Genomic DNA, 24,757 nt, shown 5'->3' with positions numbered 1-24,757 from the left:
ACGAAGGGCGTCGTCCGATGCGTTCATGGCGTTCCTGGCGTCCACGGCGTTCCTGGCGTTCCTGGCGTCCATGGCGCGAGTGAAGAGCGCCGCGCCCCGCGCGGCCACCGCTGGGGCCCTGTCCTCAGCCGTCCGTGCCCAGGATCAACCCGGACGTGGGAACGCCGGTGCCCGCCGTGACCAGAGTCCTGGCCGCCCCCGGCACCTGGTTCACGGACGTGCCGCGCATCTGCCGCACCGCCTCCGCGATGCCGTTCATACCGTGCAGGTACGCCTCCCCGAGCTGCCCCCCGTGGGTGTTCAGCGGCAGCGCGTCCGCCGCGACGAAGTCGGCCGCCTCCCCGGGCCCGCAGAAGCCGAACTCCTCCAGCTGCATCAGCACGAAGGGGGTGAAGTGGTCGTAGAGGATGCCCACGTCGATGTCGTCGGGTGCGAGGCCCGAGGTGCGCCACAGCTGCCGGGCCACCACACCCATCTCCGGGAGCCCGGTCAGGTCGTCCCGGTAGAAGCTGGTCATCGCCTCCTGGTTGCGCCCGGCGCCCTGGGCGGCGGCCACGATCACGGCGGGCGGGCGCCGCAGGTCGCGGGCGCGCTCGACGGAGGTGACGACGAGGGCCTGGCCGCCGTCGGTCTCCTGGCAGCAGTCGAGGAGCCGCAGCGGCTCGGCGATCCAGCGGGAGGCGGCGTGCTCTTCCAGCGTGATCGGCTTGCCGTGGAAGTACGCGGCGGGGTTGCGGGCCGCGTGGCGGCGGTCGGTGACGGCGACGTGGCCGAAGGCCTCCGGCGTCAGCCCGTACGTGTGGAGGTAGCGCTGGGCGATCATCGCCACCCAGGAGGCGGGCGTGAGCAGCCCGAAGGGGAGCTGCCAGCCGAGCGCCGCGCCCTCCGCGGACGGCTCGCGCTGCTGCACCCCGGAGCCGAAGCGGCGCCCGGAACGCTCGTTGAACGCCCGGTAGCAGACGACGACCTCGGCGACGCCGGTGGCGACGGCGAGGGCGGCCTGCTGGACGGTGGCGCAGGCGGCGCCGCCCCCGTAGTGCACGCGGGAGAAGAACGACAGCTCGCCGATGCCGGCCGCCTGGGCGACGGTGATCTCGGGGCTGGTGTCCATGGTGAAGGTGACCATGCCGTCGACGTCGGCGGGGGTGAGCCCGGCGTCGTCGAGCGCCGCGTGCACGGCCTCGACGGCGAGGGTGAGCTCGCTTCGCCCCGAGTCCTTGGAGAACTCGGTGGCCCCGATCCCGGCGATGGCGGCCCGGCCGCCGAGCGAGTCCCGGCCGCGGACGCTCATCGGTCCCGCTCCTCTCCGGGCAGCCGCACCGTCACCGTCCCGGTGACGTGGTGGCCGAGGCCGTTGGCGCCGACGACCCGCACCAGGGCGGTGTCGCCGTCGACCTCCGTGACCGTGCCGGTGAGCGTCATCGTGTCTCCCGGGTAGTTGGGCGCGCCGAGCCGGATGGCGACCTTGCGGAGCACGGCCCCGGGGCCGAACCGGTCGGTGACGTACCGGCCCACCAGGCCGTTGGTGGTGAGGATGTTCATGAAGATGTCCGGGGAGCCCTTGGCCCGGGCGAGTTCGGCGTCGTGGTGCACGTCCTGGTAGTCGCGGGAGGCGACGGCCCCGGCGACGATCAGGGTGCGGGTGATCGGGACGACGAGCGGGGCGAGCTCGTCCCCGGCCTGCACGGCGGTCACGCGGCCGCTCCCTTCGCGAGCAGGTCGCCCAGTTCGGCGAGGAGTTCGGTGCCGCAGCCCAGGTACGCGTCGAGCTGCCGCCCCCAGAGGAAGTGCCGGTGCACGGGGTGGTCGAGGTCGGCGCCGAGCCCGCCGTGCAGGTGCTGGCCGGCGTGCACGACCCGCCTGCCCGCCTCGGCGGCCCACCAGGCCGCCGTCAGCGCGTGCTCGCCCACGGGCAGGCCCTCGTCGTGGCGCCAGGCGGCCTCGTAGGCGGTGACCCGGATGGACTCGGTGTCCATGTGCGCGTCGGCGGCCCGCAGCTGCACCGCCTGGTGGGAGGAGAGCGGGCGCCCGAACTGCTCGCGCTCCGAGGTGTACGCGACGGCCCGGGCCAGCGACCCGGCGCAGACCCCGGCCTGGAGCCCGGCGAAGGCGATCCTGGCGGCGGCGAGGACGTCGGCGTAGGGGGTGCCGTGGGAGGAGCCGCCGGCCGGACGGCCGGAGGGGCTGACGTGGGAGCCGTCGGCCGGACGGCCGGAGGGGCTGCCGTGGGAGCCGTCGGAAGGACGCCCGTCGAGGCTGCCCGCCCGCTCTCCGAGCCGCTCCCCCAGCCGCTCGCCGAGCCGCTCGCCGAGCCGCTCCCCGCGGACCCCGTCGAGGGTCAGGCGGCCGGCGGACCAGGGCGCGGTGAGGTCGACGGGCTCGACCGGGCGGGCGGCGTCCGCCGTGCGCACCAGCCACAGCGTCCGGTCCTCGGCCGGGACGAGGACGTGGGTGGCGTCCCGCAGCCAGGGCACCCGGTCCAGGGCGCCGGTGAGCCGGCCCTCGGCGTCGACCCGTACGGCGCCGGTTCCGGCGACCGCCGGGAAGGCGCCGGTCACCACGGTCGTGCCGTCCCGGAGGCCGGGCAGCAGCCGGGCCCGCTGGTCCTCCGTGCCGTGCCGGGCGACGGCGAGCAGCCCGTACACGCAGCTCACCGTGAAGGGGACCTGCGCGGTGGTGCGGCCCTGTTCCTCGGCGAGGAGGACGAGTCCGAGCAGTCCGGTCTCCTCGACCGACTCGGGGAGACCGGCGGCGCACAGGGCCTTCCAGAGTTCGGCGTCGGTGTCGGTGCCGGCGGCCGTGAGGCGTTCGTGCGTGGCGAGGTCGCCGAAGATCCGCGCGGCCAGTTCCCTCGCGGCCTGCTGCTCCTCCGTGGGCGTGAAGTCCATGTCAGTCCTCGCCTCCCGCGCGGAAGACGGGGAGTTCGAGCTCCTCGTCCACCTTCAGGAACTCCAGTCGGACCGGCATCCCGATCCGCACCTTGTCGTAGGGCACCCCGACGACGTTGCTGATCATCCGTACGCCCTCGGCCAGTTCGACGAGCCCGACCGCGTACGGGGGGTCGAAGGCCGGGAAGGGCGGGTGGTGCATCACCACGTACGAGTAGACGGTGCCCTCGCCGCTCGCCTCGACGGTGTCCCACTGCCGGGAGCCGCAGGCGTTGCAGCCGGGCAGCCAGGGGAAGCGGAGGGTCGCGCAGTCGGCGCAGCGCTGGACGAGCAGCCGGTGCTCGGCCACGCCCTCCCAGAAGCCGGCGTTGTCGCGGTTGACGACGGGGCGGGGGCGCCGGGGACGGCCGGCCGCCTGGGGCGCGGTCTCCTCCCGCCGCTCGGGGCGGGCCGCGGGCGTGTACTTGAGGATGCGGAAGCGGTGGGTGCCGGCGAGCTCGCCGCCGGCCCGTACGTCCATCCGGGTCGTGACGAAGTGGCCGGTGCCCAGCTTGGTGGTCTTGCGCGGCGAGACGGACTCGATGACGGCGTCGAAGGTGATCGCGTCCCCGGGCCGCAGCGGCTTCAGGTACTCCTGCTCGCAGTCGGTGGCGACGACGGAGGTGTACCCGGCGGCGTCGAGGAGGGCGGAGAGTTCGTCGTACGCCCCGGAGCGGTCGGTGTGGCCGGAGAGGCCGCCCATGGTCCACGCCTGGAGCATGGTGGGCGGGGCGACGGCGTCGGGGCCTTGGTAGGCGGGGTCGGTGTCGCCCATGGCCTCGCACCAGTGCCGGATCATGGGCTCGTTGACGGGGTCCTTGCCGGTGCCGCCGACGGCGGCGGCCCGCCCCTCGTACGCCTTCAACCGCTCGTAGAACAGGTCACTGTGAGGGGTGTGCGGGTCGCGCGGGGTGTGCGGGTCGTGAGGGGTGTGCGGGTCGTGCGGATCACGTGGGTCCTGGCTCATCGCCGCCCCCTCCCCTTCATGCCGAGCCGCATCGTCGCGACGATCTCGCGCTGCACCTCGCTCACGCCTCCCCCGAAGGTGTTGATCTGGGCCGCCCGGTTCATCCGCTCCAGCTCGCCGTCCTCGAACGCGCCCGGCGATCCGGCCCGGACCAGTGCGGCGCCGCCCGCGATCTCCTGGCACATCCGGTAGACCTCGACGGCCGACTCGGTGCCCGCGAACTTCACCCCGCTCGCGTCGCCGGGGGCCAGCCGGCCCGCCCCGACCTCCCCGACCAGGCGCCAGTTGAGCAGACGGGTGGCCGCCAGCCGGGCGTGGGCCTCGGCGGCGCGGATGCGGACCCACGGCTCGTCGATCCGGCGCGCGCCCGTGACCGGATCGGGGGTGCGGGCGTGCCGGAGGGCGGCGGCGAAGAAGTCCTCGGCCTGCATGCCGATCGCGGCGAGCGCGACCCGCTCGTGGTTGAGCTGGTTGGTGATGAGCCCCCAGCCGCCGTGCTCGGGCCCGACGAGGTTGCCGGCCGGGACGCGGAGGGAGTCGTAGTAGGTGGCCGTGGTGGTCAGCCCGCCGACGGTCTCGATCGGGGTCCACGAGAACCCGGGTGCGTCGGTGGGGACGAGGACGATCGAGATGCCCCGGTGGCGGGGGGTGCCGGGGTCGGCGTCGGTGCGGCAGGCGAGCCAGATCCAGTCGGCGTTCTGGGCGTTCGAGGTGAAGACCTTCTGCCCGTCGATCAGCCAGGAGTCGGCGTCCCGTACGGCCCTGGTGCGCAGCGAGGCCAGGTCGGTGCCGGCCTCGGGCTCGCTGTAGCCGATGGCGAAGACGATCTCGCCGCTGAGGATGCGGGGGAGGAAGTACGCCTTCTGCTCGTCGGTGCCGTACTTCATGAGGGTCGGGCCGACGGTGTTGAGGGTGACCATGGAGACGGGGGCGCCGGCCCGGTAGGCCTCGTCGAAGAAGACGAACTGCTCGTCGGGGCCGCGGCCCTGGCCGCCGTACTCCTCGGGCCAGCCGAGCCCCAGCATGCCGTCGCCGCCGATGCGGAGCAGCAGCCGGCGCTGGGCGGCGGAGTCGGTGGGGGGCGGGGGCCCGTCGGGCATCACGTCGCGGAAGTACGCGCGGAGTTCGGCGCGCAGCCGCAGTTGCCGTTCGGTCGGGGCGAGGTGCACGGCGACGCCTCTCGTCGGGACAGGACTTCCACCTAAGGTTTCTGACTGTCCGTCAGATTCACTCACCCTGTCAAGGTCACGACGGTCACCGGATCCCCGTCGACGGGAGCGTCGGCCCCACGACGGAAAGCGGCCCGTGCGCCGGCGCCGAAGCGCCGCCGCACGGGCCGCCGTTCACCCCGCGAGCCTTCCCCCCGTCGGGCCGGTCACCACCACGGATAGAAGTTGACGACCGAGTTCACGTTGGCCTGGTCGATGTGCGTGAGGGCGGAGCCGTTCACGCTCGCGGTGTTGTTCTGGTTGGAGGCACCGGAACCCGTCGCCACCTGCTGGGTCGTGGTCGAGTTGCCGTGGTTGTTGCCACCCACACCACTGCCGATGATCGTGGCGACGCTGGTGTTCGATCCGTTGTCCGCGAATCCTCCGTTGTCGGCCTGGGCCACCCCGCCGAAGAGAGCGGCGGCGAGGGGCAGGGCGGCGACAGCGGCGATGACGCGGGCGGTACGGATGCTTGCCATGTCTGTTCCTCCGGGAACTGAAAGCTCTGAATGCTGCGAACTGCTGCTGATTCCAAGGCGGTTGGCCGACCACCTCGGTCGTTTCCTGCTCGACGTCGCAAGATCAGAGTTGCCCACCGAATCCCCGTCGAACCACCCCCTAGCGCCTGATTCCCCCTCAAGCGTGAGGACAAGTCGATAAACCCCCTCGACCACGACAAAGCCCCAGGCCACGCGCACGGAGGAGCCGGAGGGGCGGGGGAGGCCGTTCCTCCCAAGGGCTGAAGCGTTTCGGCAGCTTTTCAGCCAATCCGTCCTTCTGCCCGAAAAACCCCGCCCGGGGGCCACGAGAACGGGGCGAAAAGCGGGGCGGGGGCCGGTCGAGCGCGGGCGCAGAACCGGCGCACGGAACCCGGGACGACAGGCGTGGGACGACCGGCGTGCGGGCGACCGGCGTGCGGGCGGTGGGTCTGGCGCGGCAGGCGCGGGGGGGGCAGCCGGGGCGGGCAGCGGGGCGGGAAAGCCGACGGCCCCCGACCGGTCGTGACCGGTCGGGGGCCGTTCCAGGCACCGCGGTGGGTGTGGGATTTGAACCCACGGTGACTCGCGCCACGACGGTTTTCAAGACCGTTCGCGACACCCCGCCCGCCCCCGTTCCCACCTGCACGTTCCTCGCGTTCAGGGCGTCGCACGCCACCCCTGGCCCGCACCTGGCCCACAGGGCAAGGGCCCAAACCCCTACGCGACCCCGCCTCGTCGATGGCACCCGGCGGCATGAGCGGCACTGAAACGCTGGCCAGCCGACCTTCTAGAGCGGTAAGTTTCCCCGTGAAATCGTGCACATGTTCGGTTCATCCGATGGCGCCATCATCGGCGCCTGGTTTAGTTTCGTGCACCTTTTACTTAAGTGAGGTACAGTCGTGTGGCATGAGCGAACAGCAGGATGCGCTTGAGGACCTTGAGTCCAGCGGTGTTCTCGCGGCCCTGGCATGGGCAGCCACGTCGGCCTACCGGCGCACCATGGACGACTACGACCCCGACACGGGGCATGACCGAGGCTGGGTTGGATCTACCGCCCACAGGCTCTTGGTGGACCGACTGCACCGGGTGTTCAGCACGGGCAAGCATGGCGTGGATTCCCCGGAGTCCGCCTCCGCCGGCCTGGACCTCGTCGCCGCCGGACTGGCTCCTGGCGAGCATCGCAAGATGCCGCTCATCACCCCGGGTCGGGTCGTTTGGTCCCCCCTCACCCAGTCGCCGGGTTGGCGATGCGGCGACTGGCGCTTCCTGCTCACGTCTTTCGGCTACGGGGAGATCAACCGCATCCCCTGGCCTCAGAAGAGCCCCACCAAACAACGCGTCGCGTCACAGGGGCAGCCTGCTGGGTGGCAGGACTCTCACCCCACCCTGTTCGACGAGGAACCCGACACTCTCGCTGCTGCTATCGAAGCGTTGAGGGAAGTGGACGCGGAACTCAACGCGACAACGCTCATCGTCGCGCACAGCATTGAACGAGAGCTGGGAATCCGAGAACTTTACCTGGGCCGCTCACGACTTAACCGTGGGGGCGGAGACGCCTGGTACTGGAGGCATGATCTACTTGCCGCCAACCCTGGAACACCCGCCACCAAACCTACTCCTACGCCTCTCGGCCCCCTCCCCGAGTCGTCCAGCATTCAGGATGCACCCGTTCGCCTTCGTCGCCAGCCGTCCGAAGGAAGCGGGGAGAACCACCAGGCGTAGGGAGAACGACAAGCAACGAAACGAGTGGATGGTCATGTATTCCTCACGCCGCACGGAGGTACAGGTTGGTGACGCCTCTCGCCTTTTCGAAGGGCGCCGCTTGAAGCTCGCGCGACAACTAGTCGGCTTGCGGAAGAATGCCCTCGCAGTGAGGATCGATAAAAGCCCCACCGCCGTTGCAGCTTACGAAAACAACACAAAACGCCCAGCTCCGGCTACGGTCGCGCAGCTATGTCTGACGCTTGGGGTGGATCCCGGATTCTTTCTCCCTGGCCCCAATCAGTCGACTACCAGCGACTCCGTGCCTCATTTCCGTTCATTGCGTTCGACGACACAGCTGGCCCGCGATCAAGCCTTTGCTTATGGCGTCATTTCTGGGGAGGTAGGCGCAGCCCTCGAAAGGCACGTCGAGTTTCCAGAACCCGACGTCCCGCGCCTAAGCGTCGACGTGGAGGACGAGTCGAGCACCCTTCCGGAGGAGGCAGCCCGCCTCCTCCGGAAGCACTGGGACATTACTGCGGGGCCTGTCGGCCATCTGGTGCGAATTGCAGAGAATCACGGCGTTGTGGTGGTCTTCAGCCCTGCGCAGACCGCCGCAGTGGACGCCTACTCCTTCGACGATGGCTACAGGCCGACGGTATTTCTCAACCCAGCCAAGGAGGATTACTACCGTCAGCGTTTCGACGTCGCCCACGAACTCGGTCACCTCGTAATGCACGTGGATGCCGAACCGGGGAGTAAAGTAGTCGAAAATCAGGCTCACCGTTTCGCGGCCGAACTGCTACTCCCAGAAGACGAACTGCGCGACCTCCTGCCGAGCAAGGCAGACTGGAGAGTCCTCGCAAGGCTGAAGGAGACTTACGGCGTTAGCCTACAGGCATTGCTGTACCGATCTAGGGCCCTAGGCGTCATGAGTGACGTCACGTATCGCAATGCAGTCACCTACTTGTCCTCGAAGGGCTGGCGCCGCCGAGAACCTGGCGAGATGCCCACTGTAGAACAGCCTTCCCTTTACCCAAAGGCCGTGGAAATCCTTTCGAGCGTTGGAATGGATGAATTGTCACTGGCTAGGGAATCCCGAGTGACTCCAGGGATTTTTCGAACAGTGACAGCCAGGGCCCCCGTACGCGATGACCTGTTCCTTGAGAGTCAAGAAATGGAGAGCCCAGACGGAGTGATTCCTCTATTTCGGAGAAATAACGATGAGCCCGGGACTTAGGCCCGGGCTTGATCAATTTCTGATATTCGCTACCCCGGAGAGAGTCATCGTCATCGCTCGCTCCGGGGCACACGCAAGGACTTGAGCGCGGTCGCTCACGGCACAAGAAGTGACGCCAGCACCAACCGCACTGAGGAGGGGGCGAGCCCCGCTATGAACGGATGTAGAGCGCGGTGGCGTCGTCGTGCGGCTTACTGCGGGGCCACCGAGTCATATCTCCATCGGACAGCTCCGCAGCGCGAACGCTGCGGAGTAAAGCCTGAGGCCCCCGCTCCCCGAGAATTCTCAGGCACCCCGGCCAGCTGGCCAAAGCGAACGTGGTGACCAAGCGAGCCGCTCCGTCGGTTAGGAGCGCCGCCTGAACCAGATCCTGTGAGGGGTACGAGCCGCACAACGCCGCTTCAGCCGCCGCTGGCTCTGAAGCAGCCACCCAGTAACCACCCGGCCGATTCCGGCGGGCACGTTCAGCCCGCACAAGACTGGCGTGCAAGCGCTGACGCTCGGGGGACCCGGGGGCTGCCCCTTTCATCGCCGCTCGCTCACTGGCAGCCACCGACGCGAGACGCGTATCCGAAACCGCTTCCACTGCACCCTCGCGCTCGACCACGAGAGTGCAGTCCCCCAGGACCAGCCAATCGACGGCATCGCTACTCCACCGGAGGACAGCGAGCGTCGCCGATGGGGACAGAGGATCATCGATCGCGCACGTGCTGCGGTGCGCGTCGGCTGTCAGCTCGATGGCGCCGGCGAGGGCGTCTCGAAGAGAGGCGGACCCGCTTGCCTCGGCGAGCAACTCCGCTCCCAGTGTCTTGGCGAACCAGGAGACCCCATGGATGCACGGTGCCTGCAGTGCATCGGGCATGCCAGCGCCATCCACAACAAGGGCGACGCGGTCGCTCCAGATTGCGAAGTCCTCGTTAGCCCGCCCCGGGCACGCACTACTGTGCGCCGACACGTCCATCTCAAGCGGCCTCGTGACGCAGCACACCGCTCATCGATCGAGTCGCCGTCACCGACTTGTCACTGGGGTTGTAGTCGCAGGCCACGACCATCGAGAACGGTTCGATGCCCACCTCCCCGTAAAGGGACGCAAGGTTCTCGGTGAGGAACTGGGCCACGCCCAGCGACCCGACCGCATGGACCCCGGCGATCAAGATGAACGTTCCCTGCCCATCCGGGCGAGGAAGCCTCCCGAGGTACGCCACATCTGCCGGCCTCGGCTCCTGCGGATCGTCACTCGGCGATGTGTAGACCTTGCCGCTTTCCCTCTCCGTGAGAGCCCATCGCCCGTCAGGCAGCGTCTCGAACAGGAGTCGGGGGTCTTGAGCGAGTGCCGCCGCAGCCTCTGGAGACGTCTTCGGCCCGCACACCACCAGCAGGTCGTCACGGTTGAGGTCGAGCTCTCCCGTCACCGGGATGTACCCGAGGTCTCCATCGAGCTGAAGGCTCTGTGCCAGCGTCAACAGCTTCTGCCCGGTCGAGCTGTCTTCCACAGCCACGTACTCCCGCTCACCGGGCCGGAGAGGCACAACGACCTGTACTAGCTGTGAACCAAGGAACCCCCTCTCCGCGGGCGGCCCAGCATCACGAAGCTGAGCGACACGCGCACGACTCACCCCCATCAACTTCGCCACGTCGGCCATCGAGTGCCCGTTCTTGCGAAGCCACGCGATGCTCTCTTTCCGCATCCGTGATGTCTCGACGACTGCGGCTTGCAGCTCTGTCATCAGGTCAACAGCGGCTTTGACGCGCAGGGAGTGATCCTGCATCGCCGAGACCCGCCGTACTTCCTCGATCAATGTCTCGCCTCGCGAATCAGCTCAGAGTGGATGTTCCCTCGACTCATGTTAAGGGGGGGTTGACACAGGTCGCCAGTCTCCAGCAAGCTACATGGCAACCCCCCCTTAACAGGAGAGGTTGCCGGACGGCTTGGGTGCTAACCCCCCCTTGCCATCCGTATGCGCCCGGAGGGCTCCGCACTAGGCGGATCGGCTCGATGGAAGCGACTGCTGGCTTGAGAACTAAACAGGGGACGCACCGCAGCCTTCGCTAGGGAAGAGCGGTCGTCAGTACGTCCAGGCACCTGCGACAAGCCGTAGGCCCTGCCGCACGAGAGCAGCACGCACCTTGATCTAGGTCACCCTTCGGGCTGGCCGAGGACCCGTCACGTGCGGTGACACAGGGGCAAAGATCGCGACCCATGTACTTACCCGACTTCGCAGCCTTCTCGGCTGCGGCCGGTTGCCTCCTCCGCCCGTCCGGGCCCCACGCGGGGTGCCGTACGGGCGGGGTTGAGGGGAGCCGGATGGTTCCAACGGCGAGAACCCCCGGAGCGGCTACTCCGGGGGTTCGTTCGGGCCGTTCCTGTGTGAGAGGAACACACCCAATGAAGTCCATCGCTGCACTTCAGGGCCTCGTTACGAGGCTGCCGCACGATCTTGAGCCGTCGGACGCTGAGCTGGACGCGATCGAGCTGGAGATGCCGGAGATTCTGGCGGACCTGGCGGGGCTCGACCTGTACATCAAGACCCTGGACCGTCCGGTCAACGACCTGGACGGCCGGCGGGTGCGCCGGGCCCGTAACCGGGGCCTGGCCGAGCGTCGGAACCTGACCAACCGCGTCGCCACGGTGCTGGGCGGTGCCGCGTGAGCGGGCTGACCCTGGCGGGGCTGAGCACCCCGCTGCTGGCGCTGCGGACTGTTGCGGCGGAGTTCGCGGACCTGCCGGCGCCGTCCGTGCACGTGTCGACGGTCGTCCCGGACCGGCTGGAGCTGGCGTTCCACGAAGGCGGCTTCGGCGCGTTCGAGGCGTGGCGGCAGGCGCTGAACCTGGCCTCGGAGGACGTTGCTCACCACGTTCAGTCCGGGGGGCGCACGGGGGTCCTGACCGTTCACGGCAGGTTCGCCGGAGCCACGGTGGAGCTGGTCGGCTACTCGCCGGTCCCGGCCGCCGAGGCGGTCCTGACGGGTGCGGGGGTCGGGTCGTGAACGATGTTCAGATCCGTTCAGCGGAGCGGGCCCTGTCGTTCGGCACGTGGTTGATCGTGTGCGGGGCGATGCTCTACTCGGTCCTGACGGTGACGCCGCTGATGCGGGCGCACACGCTCGACGAGTGGAAGTGGACGGCGCCGATCCTGCCGATCGTGGTGGACGCGGCGGTCGTGATCGTGGTCCGGCTGGACTCGGTCCTGGCCCGTCTCGGTCACCACGGCGGTCGGTGGTCGGTGGTGCTGCGGTGGATGACCGGCACCATGACCCTGGCCCTGAACGTCGCGGACTCCGCGCTGAACAAGGACCTGGTCGGCGTCGCCGTGCACTCGGTCGCCCCGCTGCTGCTCATCGTCACAGCGGAGACCAGCCTCGCCTACCGCCGGGCTATCACCGCCGCCCTGGACGGCCTGAACGCCCGTAAACGGGCCGAGCAGGCCGAGGCGCGGCGGGAGGCCGAGGAGCGCGAGGAACGGGCGGAGCGCCGGGCCCGCGAGGAGCGCGAGCATCAGGCGGCTCTCGCCCGTGAACAGCGCGAGCACGAAGCCGCGTTGGCCCGTGAACAGGCTGAACGAGAAGAGCGCCGGGCCCGTGAAGAGCGCGAGCAGCGGGCAGCTGCAGAGCGCGAGCAGCGGGCCGAGCGTGAACGCTCCGAGCGCGAGCGTGAACAGCGTGAACAGGCCGAGCGCGAGCGTGTACGCCAGCAGCGGGAGCGTGAACGGCAGGCCGCGCAGCAGCGCGACAAGGAGCGCCGGGAGCGCGAGGAAGCGACGCGGCGTGAACAGCGTGAGCAGGCCGAGCGCGCCGAGCGTGAACGCGCCGCCCTCCTCGCCGCCGGCCCCGCGAACGAGAAGCAGTCGGAGGAGCGGGCCCGCCAGACCGTGACCGCCGCGTTCGGTGCGGGGGTGTCGGTGCGGCAGGCCGCAGAGCTGTGCGGCTGGTCCGTCGGCTGGGTCTCCACCCGCTACCAGGAACTCCGCGACGCCCAGTCCACCACCGTCCTTGAGGGAGCCACCGCGTGATCGCGATCGTCCGTACCCGCACCCTGCGCGCCCTGCGCGACGATGTCACCGACGCCGAGGCGGCCACCACCGTCGCCCGCGCCGAGGCCGCACACCACCAGCAGAGCAGCGAGCTGTCCGCCGACTTCGCGATCCGGGCGGAGAACGCCCTGGAGACGCAGCGCGCGCGGCTCGTCCAGGCGATCGCCGACGCGGCCCGGCTGGAGGGTGAGCTGGAGACCCTGCGCGCCGAATCGCTGCTCGACACCGAGGACCGGCAGGCGCTGCGGACCCTGCTGCGGGTCACCCGGAAGCAGAACGCGCGGGCCGAGTTCGTCTACGTCCTGTTCCGCTCCGGGGAGCTGCACAGCGTGCACGCCTCCCTGGACGCGGCGCAGATCGCGGCCGAGGCCGAGGGCGCCGCCCGGGACGGCTGGACCACCTCGACCGCGTGCTGCGCGACCCCGGCGGCCGCCGCCGAGATCCCGTGGAGCATCCGGCCGGTTCCCTTGGGCGGCACCCGGTGAGCGTGCTCCCGGTCTACCCGTGGCGCCTCGCCCCGGAGGGTCTGGCCACGGTCCGGCAGCTCCGCGCCGCCGGCCTTCGGCCCGGCGGTCAGGACGTCGTCGCCCAGCTCGAACGCCCCCGCCGCCGACGCGGCCCGCTGGTCGCCTACCTCTACCGGGTCGATCTGGCCCTGCCGGTCCGCCCGATGACCCCGGCGAAGTGGGCGGCCCTGGGCCGCGCGAACGCGGCCCGGCGGGTGTGCCCGGAGTGCGGGCGGGACGCGGGATACCGCATCCCTGGCTCGCTCGGCATGTGCGTGCCCTGCGCCTACCCCGAAACCGCCACTGCTGCGTGACCGACGCCGAGGAGATCCGCGTGTTCGCGACCGTGTTCCTGCTGCTCTACGTCGGTCACCTGCTGGCCGACTACCCCTTCCAGACCGATCACCAGGCCGCCCACAAGGCCGACCCCGGTCGGGTGGGGTGGCGGGCGAACCTCAACCACGCCAGCACCCACGCCAGCATCTGCGGCCTCGCCCTGCTGACCGGGATGGTCTTCCTCGACCTGCACATCAGCACCTGGTCCGCCTACGCCGCCCTGGCGTGGATCGGCGGGACGCACGCGTTCATCGACCGCCGCTGGCCGGTCCGCTGGTGGATGCACCGCTTCGGGCAGTCCGACTGGGCCGCCAACGGCGGTGCCGCGCACGTCGACCAGACCGCCCACATCACCGCACTGGCCTTCGCGGCCCTCGCCCTCGCTGCCTGAAACGGAGTCTTGCCATGTCGACCACCCAGGGCACCCACGTCTACGTGTTGACGCTGCAGGGCGAGCGCGGCCAGGTCTGCACCCTGTCCGGGACCCACACCCCGGCCCGGGGATGGACCCGCTTCGACGTGCTCACCCAGCTGCGCAAGGACGCCTGCCGCCAGCACCCGTACCAGGGGCTGGAGAGCGCGATCGTCCTGTTCTTCTCCCTGGACCCGAACACCCTCTGACCTGCACATCAGACAGGGCCCGACCATCCACCTTCCACAGCATTTGGTCGGGCCCCTGATCTCCCTAAGGGAGGTAGCAAGGATGACGGACATCAGCACCGAGCCGGTAGTAGGCGTCACCGCCCCGGCTCCGCCCCCGCCGCCGGCCGCCGAGCAGCCGGTCAAGGAGACCCCGAAGGTCGAGCACACCCCGGGCGGCTGGCCGGTGGTGCCGCTGGCCACCACCAGCGCCAACTCCACGATCAGCGGGATCGCCGCCGCCGCGCTCGCCGCCGGTCCGGCCGGTGCCGCCGTCGCAGCCACTGGTGCCGCGCTCATCGGCGGCGCGATCCTGGCCCGCCGCGCCGTACGCAACCGCACCGCCAAGACCACCACCCGCGCCGCGAAGAAGGTCCCCACCCCCCGGCAGTCGGGCAGCGGCAGTAACCGCAGCGCTGGAGGCCGAGGCAGCGGCACCGGCGCCCGTCGGGCAGGCGGTACCCGGAGCGGTTCGGGGGCGTCGCGGACGTCCACCGGCCGCACCGGCAGCGGCACCTCCGGGTCTTCCTCTGCGCGCTCGCCCAAGTCGCCGGGCCGGGTGGGGCAGGTCAAGGCGCTGCGGCAGGACGCCCGCTCGACGGCCGCCGGAAGGACGCGGGCGGAGCGCCGTACACAGGGTGTGCAGGACCGGCGTCAGGTTGCCGGCACCCGCCGCAACACCCCCTCACCCCGCCCCTCCGCCACCACCAACAGCAAACATGGCGGCGGCGCCAACTCCAGCCACACGAAGCGGAGTTCGGCGCTGGGTGGACGGGTGCGAGCTGGGCGGGACGCTGCGGTGCAGCGGGCCCGCAACCTCCGGGATCGGTCGGCTGCCCGTGCGGTCGACGGGGCCCGCGACAAGGTCCAGGCGGGACTCACCGCCCGGCAGGCGCGGGTGCTGAAGCGGGCCGTGCGCAGGGACGCCCGGCGTCAGCTGTGGAAGTCGGCCGCCCGCAAGCAGGGACGCCGCCTGCTCGCCGCGCTCCTCGCCGCCCCCGTCGGCGCGCTCGGCATGCTGACCACGCCGCTGGGCCGGAAGCTCGGGATCAAGTCCATCCAGCACCCCGGCCGGCGCCTGTACCGGCGCCTGATGCGCACCGCCGAAGAGCAGCAGGCCGCGCGTGACGCCGAGATCCGCGAGCGGCAGGCCGCTGCCGAGGCCGCGATCGACGCCGACCTCTCGCCGGAGCAGCAGATCGGCGACAAGGCCGAGCGCCCCACCTTCCTCACCCCCGCCGCACCCTCATCGCCCATGGAGGTTCCGAACGTGTCTGGTTTCAAGTTCGAAGAGGCCGCCGCCGAGATGGAGAACGCGGCCCGCACCTACGAGCCCGAGACGGCCATGGAGATCCTGTCCATGGTCGAGAACCTGCCCGACGCGCTGACGTCGGTGGCGAACACCTTCAAGGTCCTGGCCGAGCGGTCCGACGGCGAGTTCCCGCTGGAGAAGCAGATCGCGGCCGCGTTCGACGAGATCTACGGCGCGCTGATGCGCGCGGTCGACTCCTCCGGTGAGGTCGGGCCGCTGTTCCGGCAGGTCCACGAGAAGGACATCGCCCGTCACGAGGACCCCCGCAACGGCGTCGAGGCAGAGAAGGGCTGGAACGTCTGATCATGACCACCACCGACACCCCCAACACCACGGGGCCGGTGTGGGACTGGAACGCCGGTCACGGACCCGTGACCGGCGCCCTGTCCGCCACCACCGGCGCGTTCGCGCTCGCCGCCACCGGCGCCGCCACCGGCATGCCCCCGAGCTGGGCCCTCGCCGTCGGCGCGGCCGGCGCCATCGGCCACACCGTCTCCACCCTCCGCGAGCGGCTGTCCGCCCGCACCGTCGCCCTGCGCGCTTCCTCCTGGCTGCTGGGCGCCGGATGGACCACGTGGGCCATCACCACCGGGCCCCTGACCTGGTCGGCGATCGGGTCCCTCGCCGTCCTCGGCGTCGGCATCGGCACCACCGCCCGCTCCACCGCCCTGTACGAAGACGCCCGCGAGCTGGAGCTGATCGCGTTCGCCGACCGGCAGGTGGCGGCGGAACTCTCGGCGGAGCGGCGGACCCTCGCCGCGGAGTGGGTCGAGCGGATCCAGCGCGTCTGCGGCGTCACCGTGACCGTGCTGGCGATCGAGAAGTGGCCCACCGGAACCGGCTTCACCATCGACGCCGAACTCCCGGGCGCGACCACGTACGACCAGATCGCCAAGGACTCCGCCAAGCTCTCCGCCGACGCCCGCCTGCCCCACGGCTGCACGGTGGCCGCGACCCCGGGCATCCACCAGGGCCGCGTCCTGATCGACGTCTCCACTGTCAACGTCCTCGCCGGGGAGATCCCCTACCCCAGCGACTGCAGCCCCCTGTCCATTCACACCGGCCTGCCGTGGGGTGTCCGCTCCGACGGGCGGGAGGTCTCTGTCTTCCTGCGCGAGCAGTGCGCGTTGGTGGTGGGGCCGACCGGGTCGGGCAAGACGAACTTCGTCCACACCGTCCTGGGCGGGTTCGCCCGCGCCACGGACATCCTGACCTGGGTCATCGACCTCAACGCGGGCTCCGCCGGCCTGCCCTGGGTCCGCCCCGCCTTCGACGGCGACGGCAAGCCGGACAAGGAGACCCGGCCCGGGATCGACTGGCTCGCCTCCACCCCCGAGGAGGCCACCCTGATGCTGGACGCGGCCCTGCGGGTCGGCAAGCACCGCAAGGTCGTCTACCAGGACCTCATGGCCCAGGCCGACACCGACCTGCTGCCCGTCTCCGCACAGATCCCCCAGATCATGCTGGTCATCGACGAAGGCGCGGAGATCCTGGCCAGCAACGACCCGAAGATGCGCAAGCTGGCCGCGAAGATCCTGGAGGTCATCCGGCTGATGCGCGCCATGGGCGTCCGCACCGTGCTGACCGCGCTCGGCGCCACCGGCGCCGTCCTCGGCAACCTGATGATCCGCCGCGAAGCCAAAGCCCGCGTCGTCCTGACCGGCGGCGAAGTCGAGGGCATGGACCTCTCCCGGGTCTTCCAGGGTTCCCGGGGCCTGAAGCCGGAGCAGGCTCCGTACAAGGGCGCCGGATTCATCGGCACCCCCGAGTCCGCACCGGGCCTGTTCAAGGGGTGGCGGATCACCCCGAACCAGATCGCCGACATCGTCCGTGCCACCAGCTCGCTTCACCCCCGGCTCGATGAGCCGTCCGCGAAGGCCGCCGGCCCCGACTACGCCCGCCGCTGGGACACCAACCGCACCGCCTGGATGCGCACCCACACCGTCACCGACGAACGGCCCACCCCGGCGGCCGAGCAGCGCCCCGCCCGCTCCGGTGGGCTGAACCTCTCCGCCCTCCGCGACACCCCGGCCCCGGCCGCACTGGCAGGCGATGAGGACGCGCTCGCCGCCCGGTTCATGGCGCAGATCGACGCCGAGTTCGGCACCGTCGCCGAGCCCGGCACGGACGACCAGGAGGAGCGCGAGCCGTCGCGCGGGCTGAACCTGTCCGCGTTCCGGATCGAGCAGCAGGACAGCGACGCCCGACAGGCCGCCCTCGCCGTCCTGCTTGCCGCCGGACCCGACGGCACCGGCGCCTCCGCCATCGCCCGGGCGCTCACCGAACAGCACGGCACGAGCCGTCAGACGGTCGTCGGCTGGCTCAAGGAGTGGGCCGACGACGGCACCGCCGTACGCCTCGGCACCGGCACCAAGACCCGCTACGTCCACCACACCCACGCCCCCACCGAGGACTGACCCGGGCCCTTGTCGCCCCCGCCCTGGGAACGGCCCTCAATGGCTCCCAGGAGCCCGGAAACGGCCTTTGACCTGGGAGGCGACAAGCGACAAGACAAGACAAGCGACAAGCCGCACGACAAGCAGGCGACAAGCAGGCGACAAGCCAGACGACAAGCGACACGACAAGCAGGCCACCGGGCAGCACCCCACCACGGGGGTGCCGCCCGGGGCCGCGAAAGGGGCACCTTGTGTACGAGCCGACCACGTACGAGATCACCACCAGGCCCACCTGGACCGCCCCGCCGGCCCCCGCCGTGCCGCCCGTGATCCTCCCGTCGGAGATCCCGCCCGGCGTCGACTGGGTCACCCTCCCCAACGGGATGCGGACCCTCGCCTACACCCACCCCACCGCACCCGCCCAGATTCCGGTACCGGCCGCGCAGCCCATCCCCGCGTGGGCCAAGACCACCGCCCTGCTCGCCCCGACGGTCGGCGGCGGGATCAGCGCGGCCGGTATCGGGCTCTCCTACGCCGCACCGGGACTCATTGCCATGACCCACGCCCTGTGGTCCGCCGCCGCACTCGTCGTCGCCGCCGTCATCGCCGTCCCCGTCCTGATCCGCACCACCCGCCGCGCCGTCAGCGGCACCGGCGCGAGCGGGGGCGGGACGACCACGCACATCACGCAGAACATCACCGCGACCGGCCTGTTCGGCCGCGCGACCGGAACCATCAACAACCGCTGAGGAGACCGCAGTTGACCACCATCAAGATCACCTCGTACGGTACCGGCCACCGCGACGACCCCACCGCCGCCAACCCGGTCGTCGTCGACACCACCGTCCTGCACAACCCGCCCGACGACCCCCAGGTCCGGGCCACCCTCACCCAGCTCACCGGCCTGCACCCCGACGTCGCCGCCTACGTCCTGGCCACCCCCGGCGCCCACGCCTTCCTCGACTCCGCCCTCGACACCATCGAGCAGCGCGCCCGCGCCGAGCAGCACATCGACGTCCACGTCCACTGCTACGGCGGCCGGCACCGCTCCGTCGCCGTCGCCGAACTCCTCGCCCTCCCGCTGCACGTTCGAGGCCACCAGGTCGACATCACCCACCGGCACATCAACCGGCCGATCCTCCCGTCCCGGCCCCGGACCAGCACCGACCACCGCTGACGAAGGAGACCACCATGCTCCGACTGCGGATCCGCGTGACGGACTGGCCCCGCAAGGCCCTGATCCTCACCGACACCCCCCAGCCGGACTGCCCCGACTGCCAGGGCCGGGGCGGTCACGACGTCGACTGGGCCGACTACGAGACCGGCGAATACGCCAGCACCGACTGGGACCCCTGCGACTGCTGGACCTGGTACCGCCGCTGGGCCCTGTTCCCACTCCCGCGCCGCACCCCGAACGGCCTCTTCAGCGACGAGCCGCCGTTCTAGCAACGCCAAGGGCGGCCCCCTTCGCGCCCCACCACGACAGGAGACCCGCATGCCCGTGATCACTGCCATCGCCACCCGGCGCGGCACTCGTCCGCGCAACGCCGACACCGCCGCCATCCACGTCCTGCCGGGCACGCCGATGACGGCCGCCGCCCTCGTGGACGGCATCGGCAACACCGAAAGTGCCGTCGAGTTCTCCCGCGTCGCCGCCCAGGTCGCCGCCCGGGTCGGCGCCCGCAAGGGCCCCCTCCTCGGCATCCTCGCCGCCGCCGAGATGGCCGCCGCGCCGCCCGGCGTCCAGGTCGACGACGGCGTCGCCGTCCTCGCCGTTTCCAGCGAGGAGTCCGGGATCACGCAGATCGCGTGGACCGGCGACGCCCGCATCTACGGCTGGACCGGCACCCAGCTCATCCAGCGCTCCACCGACCAGACCATGGGCACCTGGCTCCGAGCCTGGGGCGGCACCGCCGTCACCCTCCACCGCGACAACCGCCCCGACGAGACCGTCGACGCCGACACCGCCGCCGTCGTACTGGACGACCTCGCCCGCGCCGCCCTCGGCCGCTGCTCCATCGCCACCGTCCCGCTGGCGTTCATCACCGACCCGGTGGTCATCCTCACGTCCGACGGCGTCCATGCCCAGACCACCCACGCCGAGCTGGAAGCCCTCGCCCGCGAGCACGCGGACGACCCGCAGGCCCTCGCCGACGCGCTCGTCGGCGCCGCGCGCTCCGACGCGGACGGCTACCGCGATGACGCCACCGCCATCGTCCTCGCCGTCACACCCGCCACCCGCTAAAGGCCCCCAACCCGTGAACGACGAAGGCGGCCCCCCTCTCGCCAAAGACCGGGGCCGCCCTCATCCAGCACAGAACTGGAGTCCCCAGCATGACTCATGCCCTCCCGATTCGGCGAGATGCCCGGACCGGACACCACCTCGACGTGGCCCTGCGACTCGCCTCCGGCGGGCTGCCCGTTCTGCCGTTGCGGGCCGGGAAGGTGCCTGTCGGGAACTGCCGCGACTGCGCGGACAACGCGTGCGGCGGCCGGCCGAACATGAAGACCCCCGGCCCCTGCGCCTGCCCGCGCCCCTGCCACGCCTGGGCCGCCGCCACCACCAACCCGAACATCCTTGCGTCACCCGCTTGGGGGAGGGTTTGGCGGCAGGCGGAGGCGGTAGCCTACTGCCCCGGCGGAGCCGGGGTCACCGTCGTCGACCTCGACAACGCCGCCGCCGTCGCCTGGGCCCGCAAGACCCTGCCCCCGACCCGGACCGTCGCCACGACGCGCGGGGAGCACTGGATCTACCGGGGCACCGTGCGATCCGTGAACCACGTCCGCGACGGCGTCGACATCAAGTCCCTTATGGCATACGCCCGTTGGCTCGGTCGCGGCATCGGCGCCACGGCCCTGCTGCCGTCGTCCGTCCTCGCGCTGGTCGAGAAGGCGCCGGCCACGGCCCGGCCCGTGCCGGGTGCCGTCACGGTTCTCGCGCCCGCCGGGGGCGGAGCGTGCCGTCACCGGACGCCCGCATACCTGGAGCGCGGGATCACCATGGCCGAGCAGCGGATCGCCGACGCCACCAGCGCCATCCACAACACGGTCTACGCCACGTTCCTGGCGGTGCTCTCGACCCACGGCCGGTGCGGCTGTCTGGCCGAGGCCCACATCGCGCGGCTGTTCACCGCCGCGCAGGCCAAGGGTGAGTCGCCCCGGCACTGCGCCGAAGCGTGGTCCAACGCCCTGACCGCGCTGGGGATTTGACGTGTCCGAGGACGAGAAGAACCCCGCCCGCGCGGTCATCACCGACTACGCGCAGGCCAACTTCCGGTACTTCCGCACCGTCGACGGCACCGTCTACGCCCAGCGCAACGGCCATCCCGTCGCCCGCCCGATCCGCTCCCAGGGCACCACCGGCAGCCACCGCCAGGAACTCATGGTCGGCCTGTTCCGCGACGGGCTCGGCGTCTTCAACGGAACCGCCTTGAAGGAGGCGCTCGACTTGATCGAAGCACTCGCCCTCACCGAGGACGTCCAGCCCGTCCACATCCGCGTCGCCCCCGGATACGACGGCGCCACCTGGCTTGACCTCGGCCGCGATGACGGCAAGTCCGTCCGCATCCACCCCACCGGCTGGGACATCCTCACCCCCGACCCCCGCGAAGTGTGCTGGCGCCGCACCCAGCTCACCGGCGAACTCCCGATGCCCGTCAAGGACACCGACGGCAAGGGCATCGACCTGCTCATGCGGCTGTGCAACTTCGCGGGCGCCCAGGGCGAAGCCCTCGCCCTCGCGTGGCTGGTCGGCTGCCTCGACCCCGACGCCCCCGTGCCCGCCCCGTTCCTCACCGGCCCCCAGGGCGCGGGCAAGTCCACCGCCGGCCGGATGCTCGTGCGGATCATCGAGGGCATGAGCGGCGACCTGCGCCGCGCCCCCAAGGACGAAGAGAACCTGATCACCGCCGTCGCGGCCGGGTGGGTCACCGCCCTGGACAACCTGAGCCATCTCGGGCCGGACCTGTCCGACCTGATGTGCTGCGTGGTGACCGGCGCGGAGAACATCAAGCGGGCACTGTTCACCGACGGCGACGTCGTCCGCTCCCGCTACCGCCGGCCGCTGCTGCTGACCGGGATCGACGTCGGAGTCATCCGCCCCGACCTCGCCGAACGGCTCCTTCCGCTGAGGCTGGAGCGGCCGAAGGTGCGGCGGACCGAGGCGGAGCTGTGGGCGGAGTTCGCGGAAGCCCTGCCGGTCATCCTCGGGTCCGTGCTCGACCTCGCCGTCGAGGCCCGTACGGCCCGGGCGTCCATCCCCACCGACCTGCGGATGGCGGACTTCGCCCATCTGTGCGCGCAGCTCGATGCCGCCCGGAACTTCGGAGCCCTGCCCGCCTACCGGGCCAGCCTCGACGACCTCAACGACGACGTCATCGAGGGCGACCTCCTCGCCCAGACCGTCCTCAAGCGCGCCGCCGACATCGAACCGGGCACGGACGTCCGCATGACGTCGGCGGAGTGGCTGCACGCCCTCACCCAGCTGTACACCGGCGAGGACTTCCGCCCCGTGCCCAAGGGGTGGCCCACCACCGGCAAGGTCCTCTCCGACCGCCTCAAGCGCCTCCAGCCCGTCCTCGCCGCCCGCGGCGTCCTCATCGACTGGGGCCGCACCCGCGCCGCCCGCTACATCGAAATGGCCCGGCCCAAGCTCCCGGCCGACGAGCAGCAGGCCCTGCACTAGCCCTCGCCGCCCCGGCACAGGGGCGGCGCACGAGCAAGAGGAGCACCCGGGGGCCTGGCCGGGGGTGCTCCTCTTGCTGTTCAGCGGCGCAGCCGCTCCCTAAGGACGCGCCGCGAAGCGGCTCCCCATTCACGCCCGAAGGCGCGCGCAACTGCAGACACCGCCCCTCCCTTTTTCCTAAGTAGAAAGACGCTGCGTCACCCGCGTCACCAGGGCCCCGAAACGGCACCTGACCTGCGCCAACAAGGGTGACGCAGAGCTCAAAATCTGCGTCATCCTGCGTCACCCGCGTCACCCCATGGCGGACGACTGCGTCACCGGTGACACACCCCGTACCCGCTGCGTCACCACAAACCCGCAGGTCAACACCCCCAATGACGCTGATGACGCGATGACGCAGAAATCCCAACCTCGGACACAGAAGGAGTGCCATGCCGCGCCAGCCGATGCTCAAGCTGCCCGAGGTCCTGAGCGAACTCAGGATGAGCCGGGCCGCCTTCTACCGGATGCGGGCCCGGGGGCAGGGCCCCCGCCTCCACAAGCTGCCCAACGGGCACCTCCGGGTCAGGAGGGCCGACCTGGACGCGTGGCTCGCCCAGTGCGAGAACGCCGCAGCGTGATCCAGCCGCTTGCCGAGGGGCCCGTCACCACGGGCCCCTCGCCCTTTGGAGAGACATGCTCACCTTCGATGTCGTCATCTGGTCCATCCGGCAGCGGAAAGGCCGGCCGAAGCCCTGGGAGCTCCGCTGGCGCGTGGGCGCTGAGGAGCACTCGAAGAGCTACATGCTCAAGCCTCAGGCAGACGGGCGACGCTCGCAGCTCATGACGGCCCTCCAGAAGGGCCAGCAATTCGACGAAGAGACCGGCCTGCCGGAGAAGGAGCTGGCGGCGGCGAAGATGCCCACGTGGTTCGACCACGCGAAGGCTTACGTGCTGATGAAGTGGCCCGGAGCTGCGGCCAAGCACCGGGCGAGCATCGCGGAGTCGCTGGCCGTCGTCACGGCCGTACTCGTCACCACGACCAAGGGGCGCCCGGATGCCCGGTTGCTGCGAACTGCCCTGTACCAGTACGCCTTTCGGGCCGTGACGGGTCCGGACGGTGCTCCGCTGTCGCGCGCCGACGCCGAGCCGGTGCCTGAGGGGCTGCGGGAGGCGCTGGCGTGGGTGGCTCAGCACTCCATGAAGGTGAGCGACGCGGCCAAGCCCGAGAGTGTCCGGACGGCGTTCACAGCGCTCTCGGTCCTCCTGAACGGGAAGCCGGCCGCCGAGAACACCGCCAGCCGCAAGCGCATGGTGCTGAGCAACGCCTTCCGCTACGCGGTGGAGGAGAGGGGGCTGCTCGATCGGCACCCCTTCCTGGCGGTGGACTGGGCTGCGCCTCAGACCTCCGATGAGGTCGACTTCCGCTTCGTTCCCGGCCCCGGTCTGGCCCGCAGGCTGCTCGATGCCGTCGCCGCTCAGGGGCCGCGCGGAGAGCACCTGGAGACGTTCTTCGGCACGATCTACTACGCGGCCACGCGCCCCGGTGAGGCCGTGGCGCTGCGGGAGAGCGACTTCGTGCTGCCGCCCGAGACCGATCCTGAGGCGTGGGGGGAAGTGCACGTCCACGAGAGCCACCCTGAGGTCGGGGGCGGGTGGACCGACACCGGCAAGGCGCACGACCAGCGTGGGCTGAAGCACAGGGCCCGGAAGACCGTACGGGTGGTGCCGATTCCGCCGACGTTCGTCAGGATGGTCCGCCGGCACATCACACGGCACGGTGTCGCGGCGGACGGGCGCATCTTCCGTGCCGTGGGTGGCGGCCGGGTCACCTCGAACGAGTACACCGCGGCTTGGCAGACGGCCCGTGAAGCGGTGCTCACGGAGCTGGAGCTGGCAACCGCGCTCGCCGAAGTGCCTTACTCCCTCAGGCACGCCGCCATCTCCCTGTGGATCAAGTCGGGCATGGACCCGGCCGAAGCCGCCTACCGCGCAGGGCACAGTCTCGCGGTGCTCTACCGCTTCTACGCGAAGATCCTCAAGGGCGGTTCGGCTGCGGCCAACCGTGCTGTGGAGCAAGGGCTTCTGGCGGAGGAGTAGGCGCGGATCCTGGCCCGCAGATGGCCCACACGTCCTGGTCAGGAGCGGTATACGGGCGAGTCAGGGTGAGACACGGTGAGCATAGAGGGCGGGCCCCGAATCCCGGGGCCCGCCCTCTGACCTGCTAAATCTCTGGCCTGCGCGGTGGGTGTGGGATTTGAACCCACGGAGACATCGCTGCCTCGACGGTTTTCAAGACCGTTCCCTTAGGCCGCTCGGGCAACCCACCCTCGCTCCGTCCGCCAGGGGCGG

The 24,757-nt window shown here is 70.8% G+C and carries 27 protein-coding genes and 2 tRNA genes; 19 read left to right on the top strand and 10 right to left on the bottom strand.

Annotated features, from left to right (window positions below):
- Window positions 1-124: 124 nt before the first annotated feature.
- The 7 genes from OG309_RS18810 to OG309_RS18780 all read right to left on the bottom strand — a co-directional run bounded on the left by OG309_RS18810 (window position 125) and on the right by OG309_RS18780 (window position 6,222).
- The gene (locus OG309_RS18810) at window positions 125-1,291 is read right to left on the bottom strand and encodes a lipid-transfer protein (RefSeq protein ID WP_329422392.1); all 1,167 of its coding nucleotides are present in this window, start codon (window positions 1,289-1,291) and stop codon (window positions 125-127) included.
- Entirely contained in the window at window positions 1,288-1,686 is a 399-nt protein-coding gene (locus tag OG309_RS18805; RefSeq protein WP_329428424.1) for a MaoC family dehydratase, read from the bottom strand. The genes OG309_RS18810 and OG309_RS18805 overlap by 4 nt, the downstream gene beginning before the upstream one ends.
- Before the next feature lie 5 nt (window positions 1,687-1,691).
- On the bottom strand, window positions 1,692-2,888 hold the full coding sequence (locus tag OG309_RS18800; RefSeq protein WP_329422391.1) for an acyl-CoA dehydrogenase family protein: 1,197 nt from the start codon (window positions 2,886-2,888) through the stop codon (window positions 1,692-1,694).
- Between the two features lies 1 nt (window position 2,889).
- On the bottom strand, window positions 2,890-3,894 hold the full coding sequence (locus tag OG309_RS18795; protein WP_329422389.1) for a bifunctional MaoC family dehydratase N-terminal/OB-fold nucleic acid binding domain-containing protein: 1,005 nt from the start codon (window positions 3,892-3,894) through the stop codon (window positions 2,890-2,892).
- The gene (locus tag OG309_RS18790) at window positions 3,891-5,063 is read right to left on the bottom strand and encodes an acyl-CoA dehydrogenase family protein (protein ID WP_329422387.1); all 1,173 of its coding nucleotides are present in this window, start codon (window positions 5,061-5,063) and stop codon (window positions 3,891-3,893) included. The genes OG309_RS18795 and OG309_RS18790 overlap by 4 nt, the downstream gene beginning before the upstream one ends.
- Before the next feature lie 206 nt (window positions 5,064-5,269).
- Complete coding sequence (locus OG309_RS18785; protein ID WP_329422385.1) at window positions 5,270-5,581, bottom strand: hypothetical protein; 312 nt, start codon at window positions 5,579-5,581, stop codon at window positions 5,270-5,272.
- 552 nt (window positions 5,582-6,133) lie between these two features.
- Window positions 6,134-6,222: transfer RNA gene (locus OG309_RS18780), tRNA-Ser, on the bottom strand.
- 265 nt (window positions 6,223-6,487) lie between these two features.
- Between OG309_RS18780 and OG309_RS18775 the strand changes: the two genes are divergently transcribed.
- Both OG309_RS18775 and OG309_RS18770 read left to right on the top strand, forming a co-directional pair.
- Window positions 6,488-7,303: a hypothetical protein gene (locus OG309_RS18775; RefSeq protein WP_329422384.1), complete on the top strand. Its 816-nt coding sequence runs from the start codon at window positions 6,488-6,490 to the stop codon at window positions 7,301-7,303.
- 28 nt (window positions 7,304-7,331) lie between these two features.
- Window positions 7,332-8,522 (top strand): helix-turn-helix domain-containing protein, encoded by a 1,191-nt coding sequence (locus OG309_RS18770; protein WP_329428422.1) that lies wholly within the window; start codon window positions 7,332-7,334, stop codon window positions 8,520-8,522.
- A gap of 151 nt (window positions 8,523-8,673) precedes the next feature.
- On the opposite strand, the gene OG309_RS38155 is transcribed toward OG309_RS18770, so the two are convergent.
- Window positions 8,674-9,483: a protein phosphatase 2C domain-containing protein gene (locus OG309_RS38155; RefSeq protein ID WP_443067581.1), complete on the bottom strand. Its 810-nt coding sequence runs from the start codon at window positions 9,481-9,483 to the stop codon at window positions 8,674-8,676.
- Between the two features lies 1 nt (window position 9,484).
- Window positions 9,485-10,321, bottom strand: coding sequence for a sigma-70 family RNA polymerase sigma factor (locus tag OG309_RS18765; RefSeq protein ID WP_329422382.1), 837 nt, complete (start codon window positions 10,319-10,321; stop codon window positions 9,485-9,487).
- Window positions 10,322-10,908: 587 nt separating this feature from the next.
- Here OG309_RS18765 and OG309_RS18760 point away from each other — a divergent pair.
- The 17 genes from OG309_RS18760 (at window position 10,909) to OG309_RS18680 (ending at window position 24,505) form a co-directional block, all read left to right on the top strand.
- Window positions 10,909-11,172 (top strand): DUF6284 family protein, encoded by a 264-nt coding sequence (locus OG309_RS18760; protein ID WP_329422381.1) that lies wholly within the window; start codon window positions 10,909-10,911, stop codon window positions 11,170-11,172.
- Window positions 11,169-11,510: a hypothetical protein gene (locus tag OG309_RS18755; protein WP_329422380.1), complete on the top strand. Its 342-nt coding sequence runs from the start codon at window positions 11,169-11,171 to the stop codon at window positions 11,508-11,510. Before OG309_RS18760 ends, OG309_RS18755 begins: the two co-directional genes overlap by 4 nt.
- Complete coding sequence (locus OG309_RS18750; RefSeq protein WP_329422377.1) at window positions 11,507-12,532, top strand: DUF2637 domain-containing protein; 1,026 nt, start codon at window positions 11,507-11,509, stop codon at window positions 12,530-12,532. The genes OG309_RS18755 and OG309_RS18750 overlap by 4 nt, the downstream gene beginning before the upstream one ends.
- Window positions 12,529-13,038 carry a hypothetical protein gene (locus tag OG309_RS18745; RefSeq protein ID WP_329422376.1) on the top strand — a complete coding sequence of 170 codons (510 nt, stop codon included), beginning with the start codon at window positions 12,529-12,531 and terminating at the stop codon, window positions 13,036-13,038. The genes OG309_RS18750 and OG309_RS18745 overlap by 4 nt, the downstream gene beginning before the upstream one ends.
- Window positions 13,035-13,373 carry an RRQRL motif-containing zinc-binding protein gene (locus OG309_RS18740; protein WP_329422375.1) on the top strand — a complete coding sequence of 113 codons (339 nt, stop codon included), beginning with the start codon at window positions 13,035-13,037 and terminating at the stop codon, window positions 13,371-13,373. Before OG309_RS18745 ends, OG309_RS18740 begins: the two co-directional genes overlap by 4 nt.
- Window positions 13,374-13,393: 20 nt before the next feature.
- Window positions 13,394-13,786 (top strand): DUF3307 domain-containing protein, encoded by a 393-nt coding sequence (locus tag OG309_RS18735; RefSeq protein WP_329422374.1) that lies wholly within the window; start codon window positions 13,394-13,396, stop codon window positions 13,784-13,786.
- 14 nt (window positions 13,787-13,800) lie between these two features.
- Window positions 13,801-14,016 carry a hypothetical protein gene (locus tag OG309_RS18730; protein WP_329422372.1) on the top strand — a complete coding sequence of 72 codons (216 nt, stop codon included), beginning with the start codon at window positions 13,801-13,803 and terminating at the stop codon, window positions 14,014-14,016.
- A gap of 82 nt (window positions 14,017-14,098) precedes the next feature.
- The gene (locus OG309_RS18725) at window positions 14,099-15,649 is read left to right on the top strand and encodes a hypothetical protein (RefSeq protein WP_329422371.1); all 1,551 of its coding nucleotides are present in this window, start codon (window positions 14,099-14,101) and stop codon (window positions 15,647-15,649) included.
- A 2-nt stretch (window positions 15,650-15,651) separates the two neighbouring features.
- Window positions 15,652-17,763 carry a hypothetical protein gene (locus OG309_RS18720; protein ID WP_329422370.1) on the top strand — a complete coding sequence of 704 codons (2,112 nt, stop codon included), beginning with the start codon at window positions 15,652-15,654 and terminating at the stop codon, window positions 17,761-17,763.
- Between the two features lie 230 nt (window positions 17,764-17,993).
- On the top strand, window positions 17,994-18,491 hold the full coding sequence (locus OG309_RS18715) for a hypothetical protein (RefSeq protein WP_329422368.1): 498 nt from the start codon (window positions 17,994-17,996) through the stop codon (window positions 18,489-18,491).
- Window positions 18,492-18,502: 11 nt separating this feature from the next.
- The gene (locus OG309_RS18710; RefSeq protein ID WP_329422366.1) at window positions 18,503-18,919 is read left to right on the top strand and encodes a RapZ C-terminal domain-containing protein; all 417 of its coding nucleotides are present in this window, start codon (window positions 18,503-18,505) and stop codon (window positions 18,917-18,919) included.
- A gap of 14 nt (window positions 18,920-18,933) precedes the next feature.
- On the top strand, window positions 18,934-19,188 hold the full coding sequence (locus tag OG309_RS18705; RefSeq protein WP_329422364.1) for a hypothetical protein: 255 nt from the start codon (window positions 18,934-18,936) through the stop codon (window positions 19,186-19,188).
- A gap of 49 nt (window positions 19,189-19,237) precedes the next feature.
- On the top strand, window positions 19,238-19,987 hold the full coding sequence (locus OG309_RS18700) for a hypothetical protein (RefSeq protein ID WP_329422363.1): 750 nt from the start codon (window positions 19,238-19,240) through the stop codon (window positions 19,985-19,987).
- An 89-nt stretch (window positions 19,988-20,076) separates the two neighbouring features.
- Complete coding sequence (locus tag OG309_RS18695) at window positions 20,077-20,952, top strand: bifunctional DNA primase/polymerase (protein ID WP_329422362.1); 876 nt, start codon at window positions 20,077-20,079, stop codon at window positions 20,950-20,952.
- 1 nt (window position 20,953) lies between these two features.
- Window positions 20,954-22,426, top strand: coding sequence for an ATP-binding protein (locus OG309_RS18690; RefSeq protein WP_329422361.1), 1,473 nt, complete (start codon window positions 20,954-20,956; stop codon window positions 22,424-22,426).
- A 431-nt stretch (window positions 22,427-22,857) separates the two neighbouring features.
- Window positions 22,858-23,046, top strand: a complete 189-nt coding sequence (locus OG309_RS18685) for a helix-turn-helix transcriptional regulator (RefSeq protein ID WP_329422359.1) — start codon at window positions 22,858-22,860, stop codon at window positions 23,044-23,046.
- Window positions 23,047-23,101: 55 nt separating this feature from the next.
- Window positions 23,102-24,505 (top strand): tyrosine-type recombinase/integrase, encoded by a 1,404-nt coding sequence (locus OG309_RS18680; protein WP_329422357.1) that lies wholly within the window; start codon window positions 23,102-23,104, stop codon window positions 24,503-24,505.
- 142 nt (window positions 24,506-24,647) lie between these two features.
- Here the strand turns inward: OG309_RS18680 and OG309_RS18675 are convergent.
- Window positions 24,648-24,734 (bottom strand) — tRNA-Ser (locus OG309_RS18675).
- Window positions 24,735-24,757 lie beyond the last annotated feature (23 nt).

The sequence above is a fragment of the Streptomyces sp. NBC_01268 genome, assembly GCF_036240795.1.
Lineage (GTDB): Bacteria > Actinomycetota > Actinomycetes > Streptomycetales > Streptomycetaceae > Streptomyces.
The sequence above is the reverse complement of the archived record's forward strand: the minus strand, read 5'-3'. Positions and strand labels throughout refer to the sequence as shown.

Coding starts and splice junctions, on each gene's coding strand:
- OG309_RS18810 (WP_329422392.1), bottom strand. CDS start 1,291: ATGAGCGTCCGCGGCCGGGACTCGCTCGGCGGCCGGGCCGCCATCGCC.
- OG309_RS18800 (WP_329422391.1), bottom strand. CDS start 2,888: ATGGACTTCACGCCCACGGAGGAGCAGCAGGCCGCGAGGGAACTGGCC.
- OG309_RS18795 (WP_329422389.1), bottom strand. CDS start 3,894: ATGAGCCAGGACCCACGTGATCCGCACGACCCGCACACCCCTCACGAC.
- OG309_RS18785 (WP_329422385.1), bottom strand. CDS start 5,581: ATGGCAAGCATCCGTACCGCCCGCGTCATCGCCGCTGTCGCCGCCCTG.
- OG309_RS18775 (WP_329422384.1), top strand. CDS start 6,488: ATGAGCGAACAGCAGGATGCGCTTGAGGACCTTGAGTCCAGCGGTGTT.
- OG309_RS18770 (WP_329428422.1), top strand. CDS start 7,332: ATGGTCATGTATTCCTCACGCCGCACGGAGGTACAGGTTGGTGACGCC.
- OG309_RS38155 (WP_443067581.1), bottom strand. CDS start 9,483: ATGGACGTGTCGGCGCACAGTAGTGCGTGCCCGGGGCGGGCTAACGAG.
- OG309_RS18760 (WP_329422381.1), top strand. CDS start 10,909: ATGAAGTCCATCGCTGCACTTCAGGGCCTCGTTACGAGGCTGCCGCAC.
- OG309_RS18730 (WP_329422372.1), top strand. CDS start 13,801: ATGTCGACCACCCAGGGCACCCACGTCTACGTGTTGACGCTGCAGGGC.
- OG309_RS18725 (WP_329422371.1), top strand. CDS start 14,099: ATGACGGACATCAGCACCGAGCCGGTAGTAGGCGTCACCGCCCCGGCT.
- OG309_RS18720 (WP_329422370.1), top strand. CDS start 15,652: ATGACCACCACCGACACCCCCAACACCACGGGGCCGGTGTGGGACTGG.
- OG309_RS18705 (WP_329422364.1), top strand. CDS start 18,934: ATGCTCCGACTGCGGATCCGCGTGACGGACTGGCCCCGCAAGGCCCTG.
- OG309_RS18700 (WP_329422363.1), top strand. CDS start 19,238: ATGCCCGTGATCACTGCCATCGCCACCCGGCGCGGCACTCGTCCGCGC.
- OG309_RS18695 (WP_329422362.1), top strand. CDS start 20,077: ATGACTCATGCCCTCCCGATTCGGCGAGATGCCCGGACCGGACACCAC.
- OG309_RS18685 (WP_329422359.1), top strand. CDS start 22,858: ATGCCGCGCCAGCCGATGCTCAAGCTGCCCGAGGTCCTGAGCGAACTC.
- OG309_RS18680 (WP_329422357.1), top strand. CDS start 23,102: ATGCTCACCTTCGATGTCGTCATCTGGTCCATCCGGCAGCGGAAAGGC.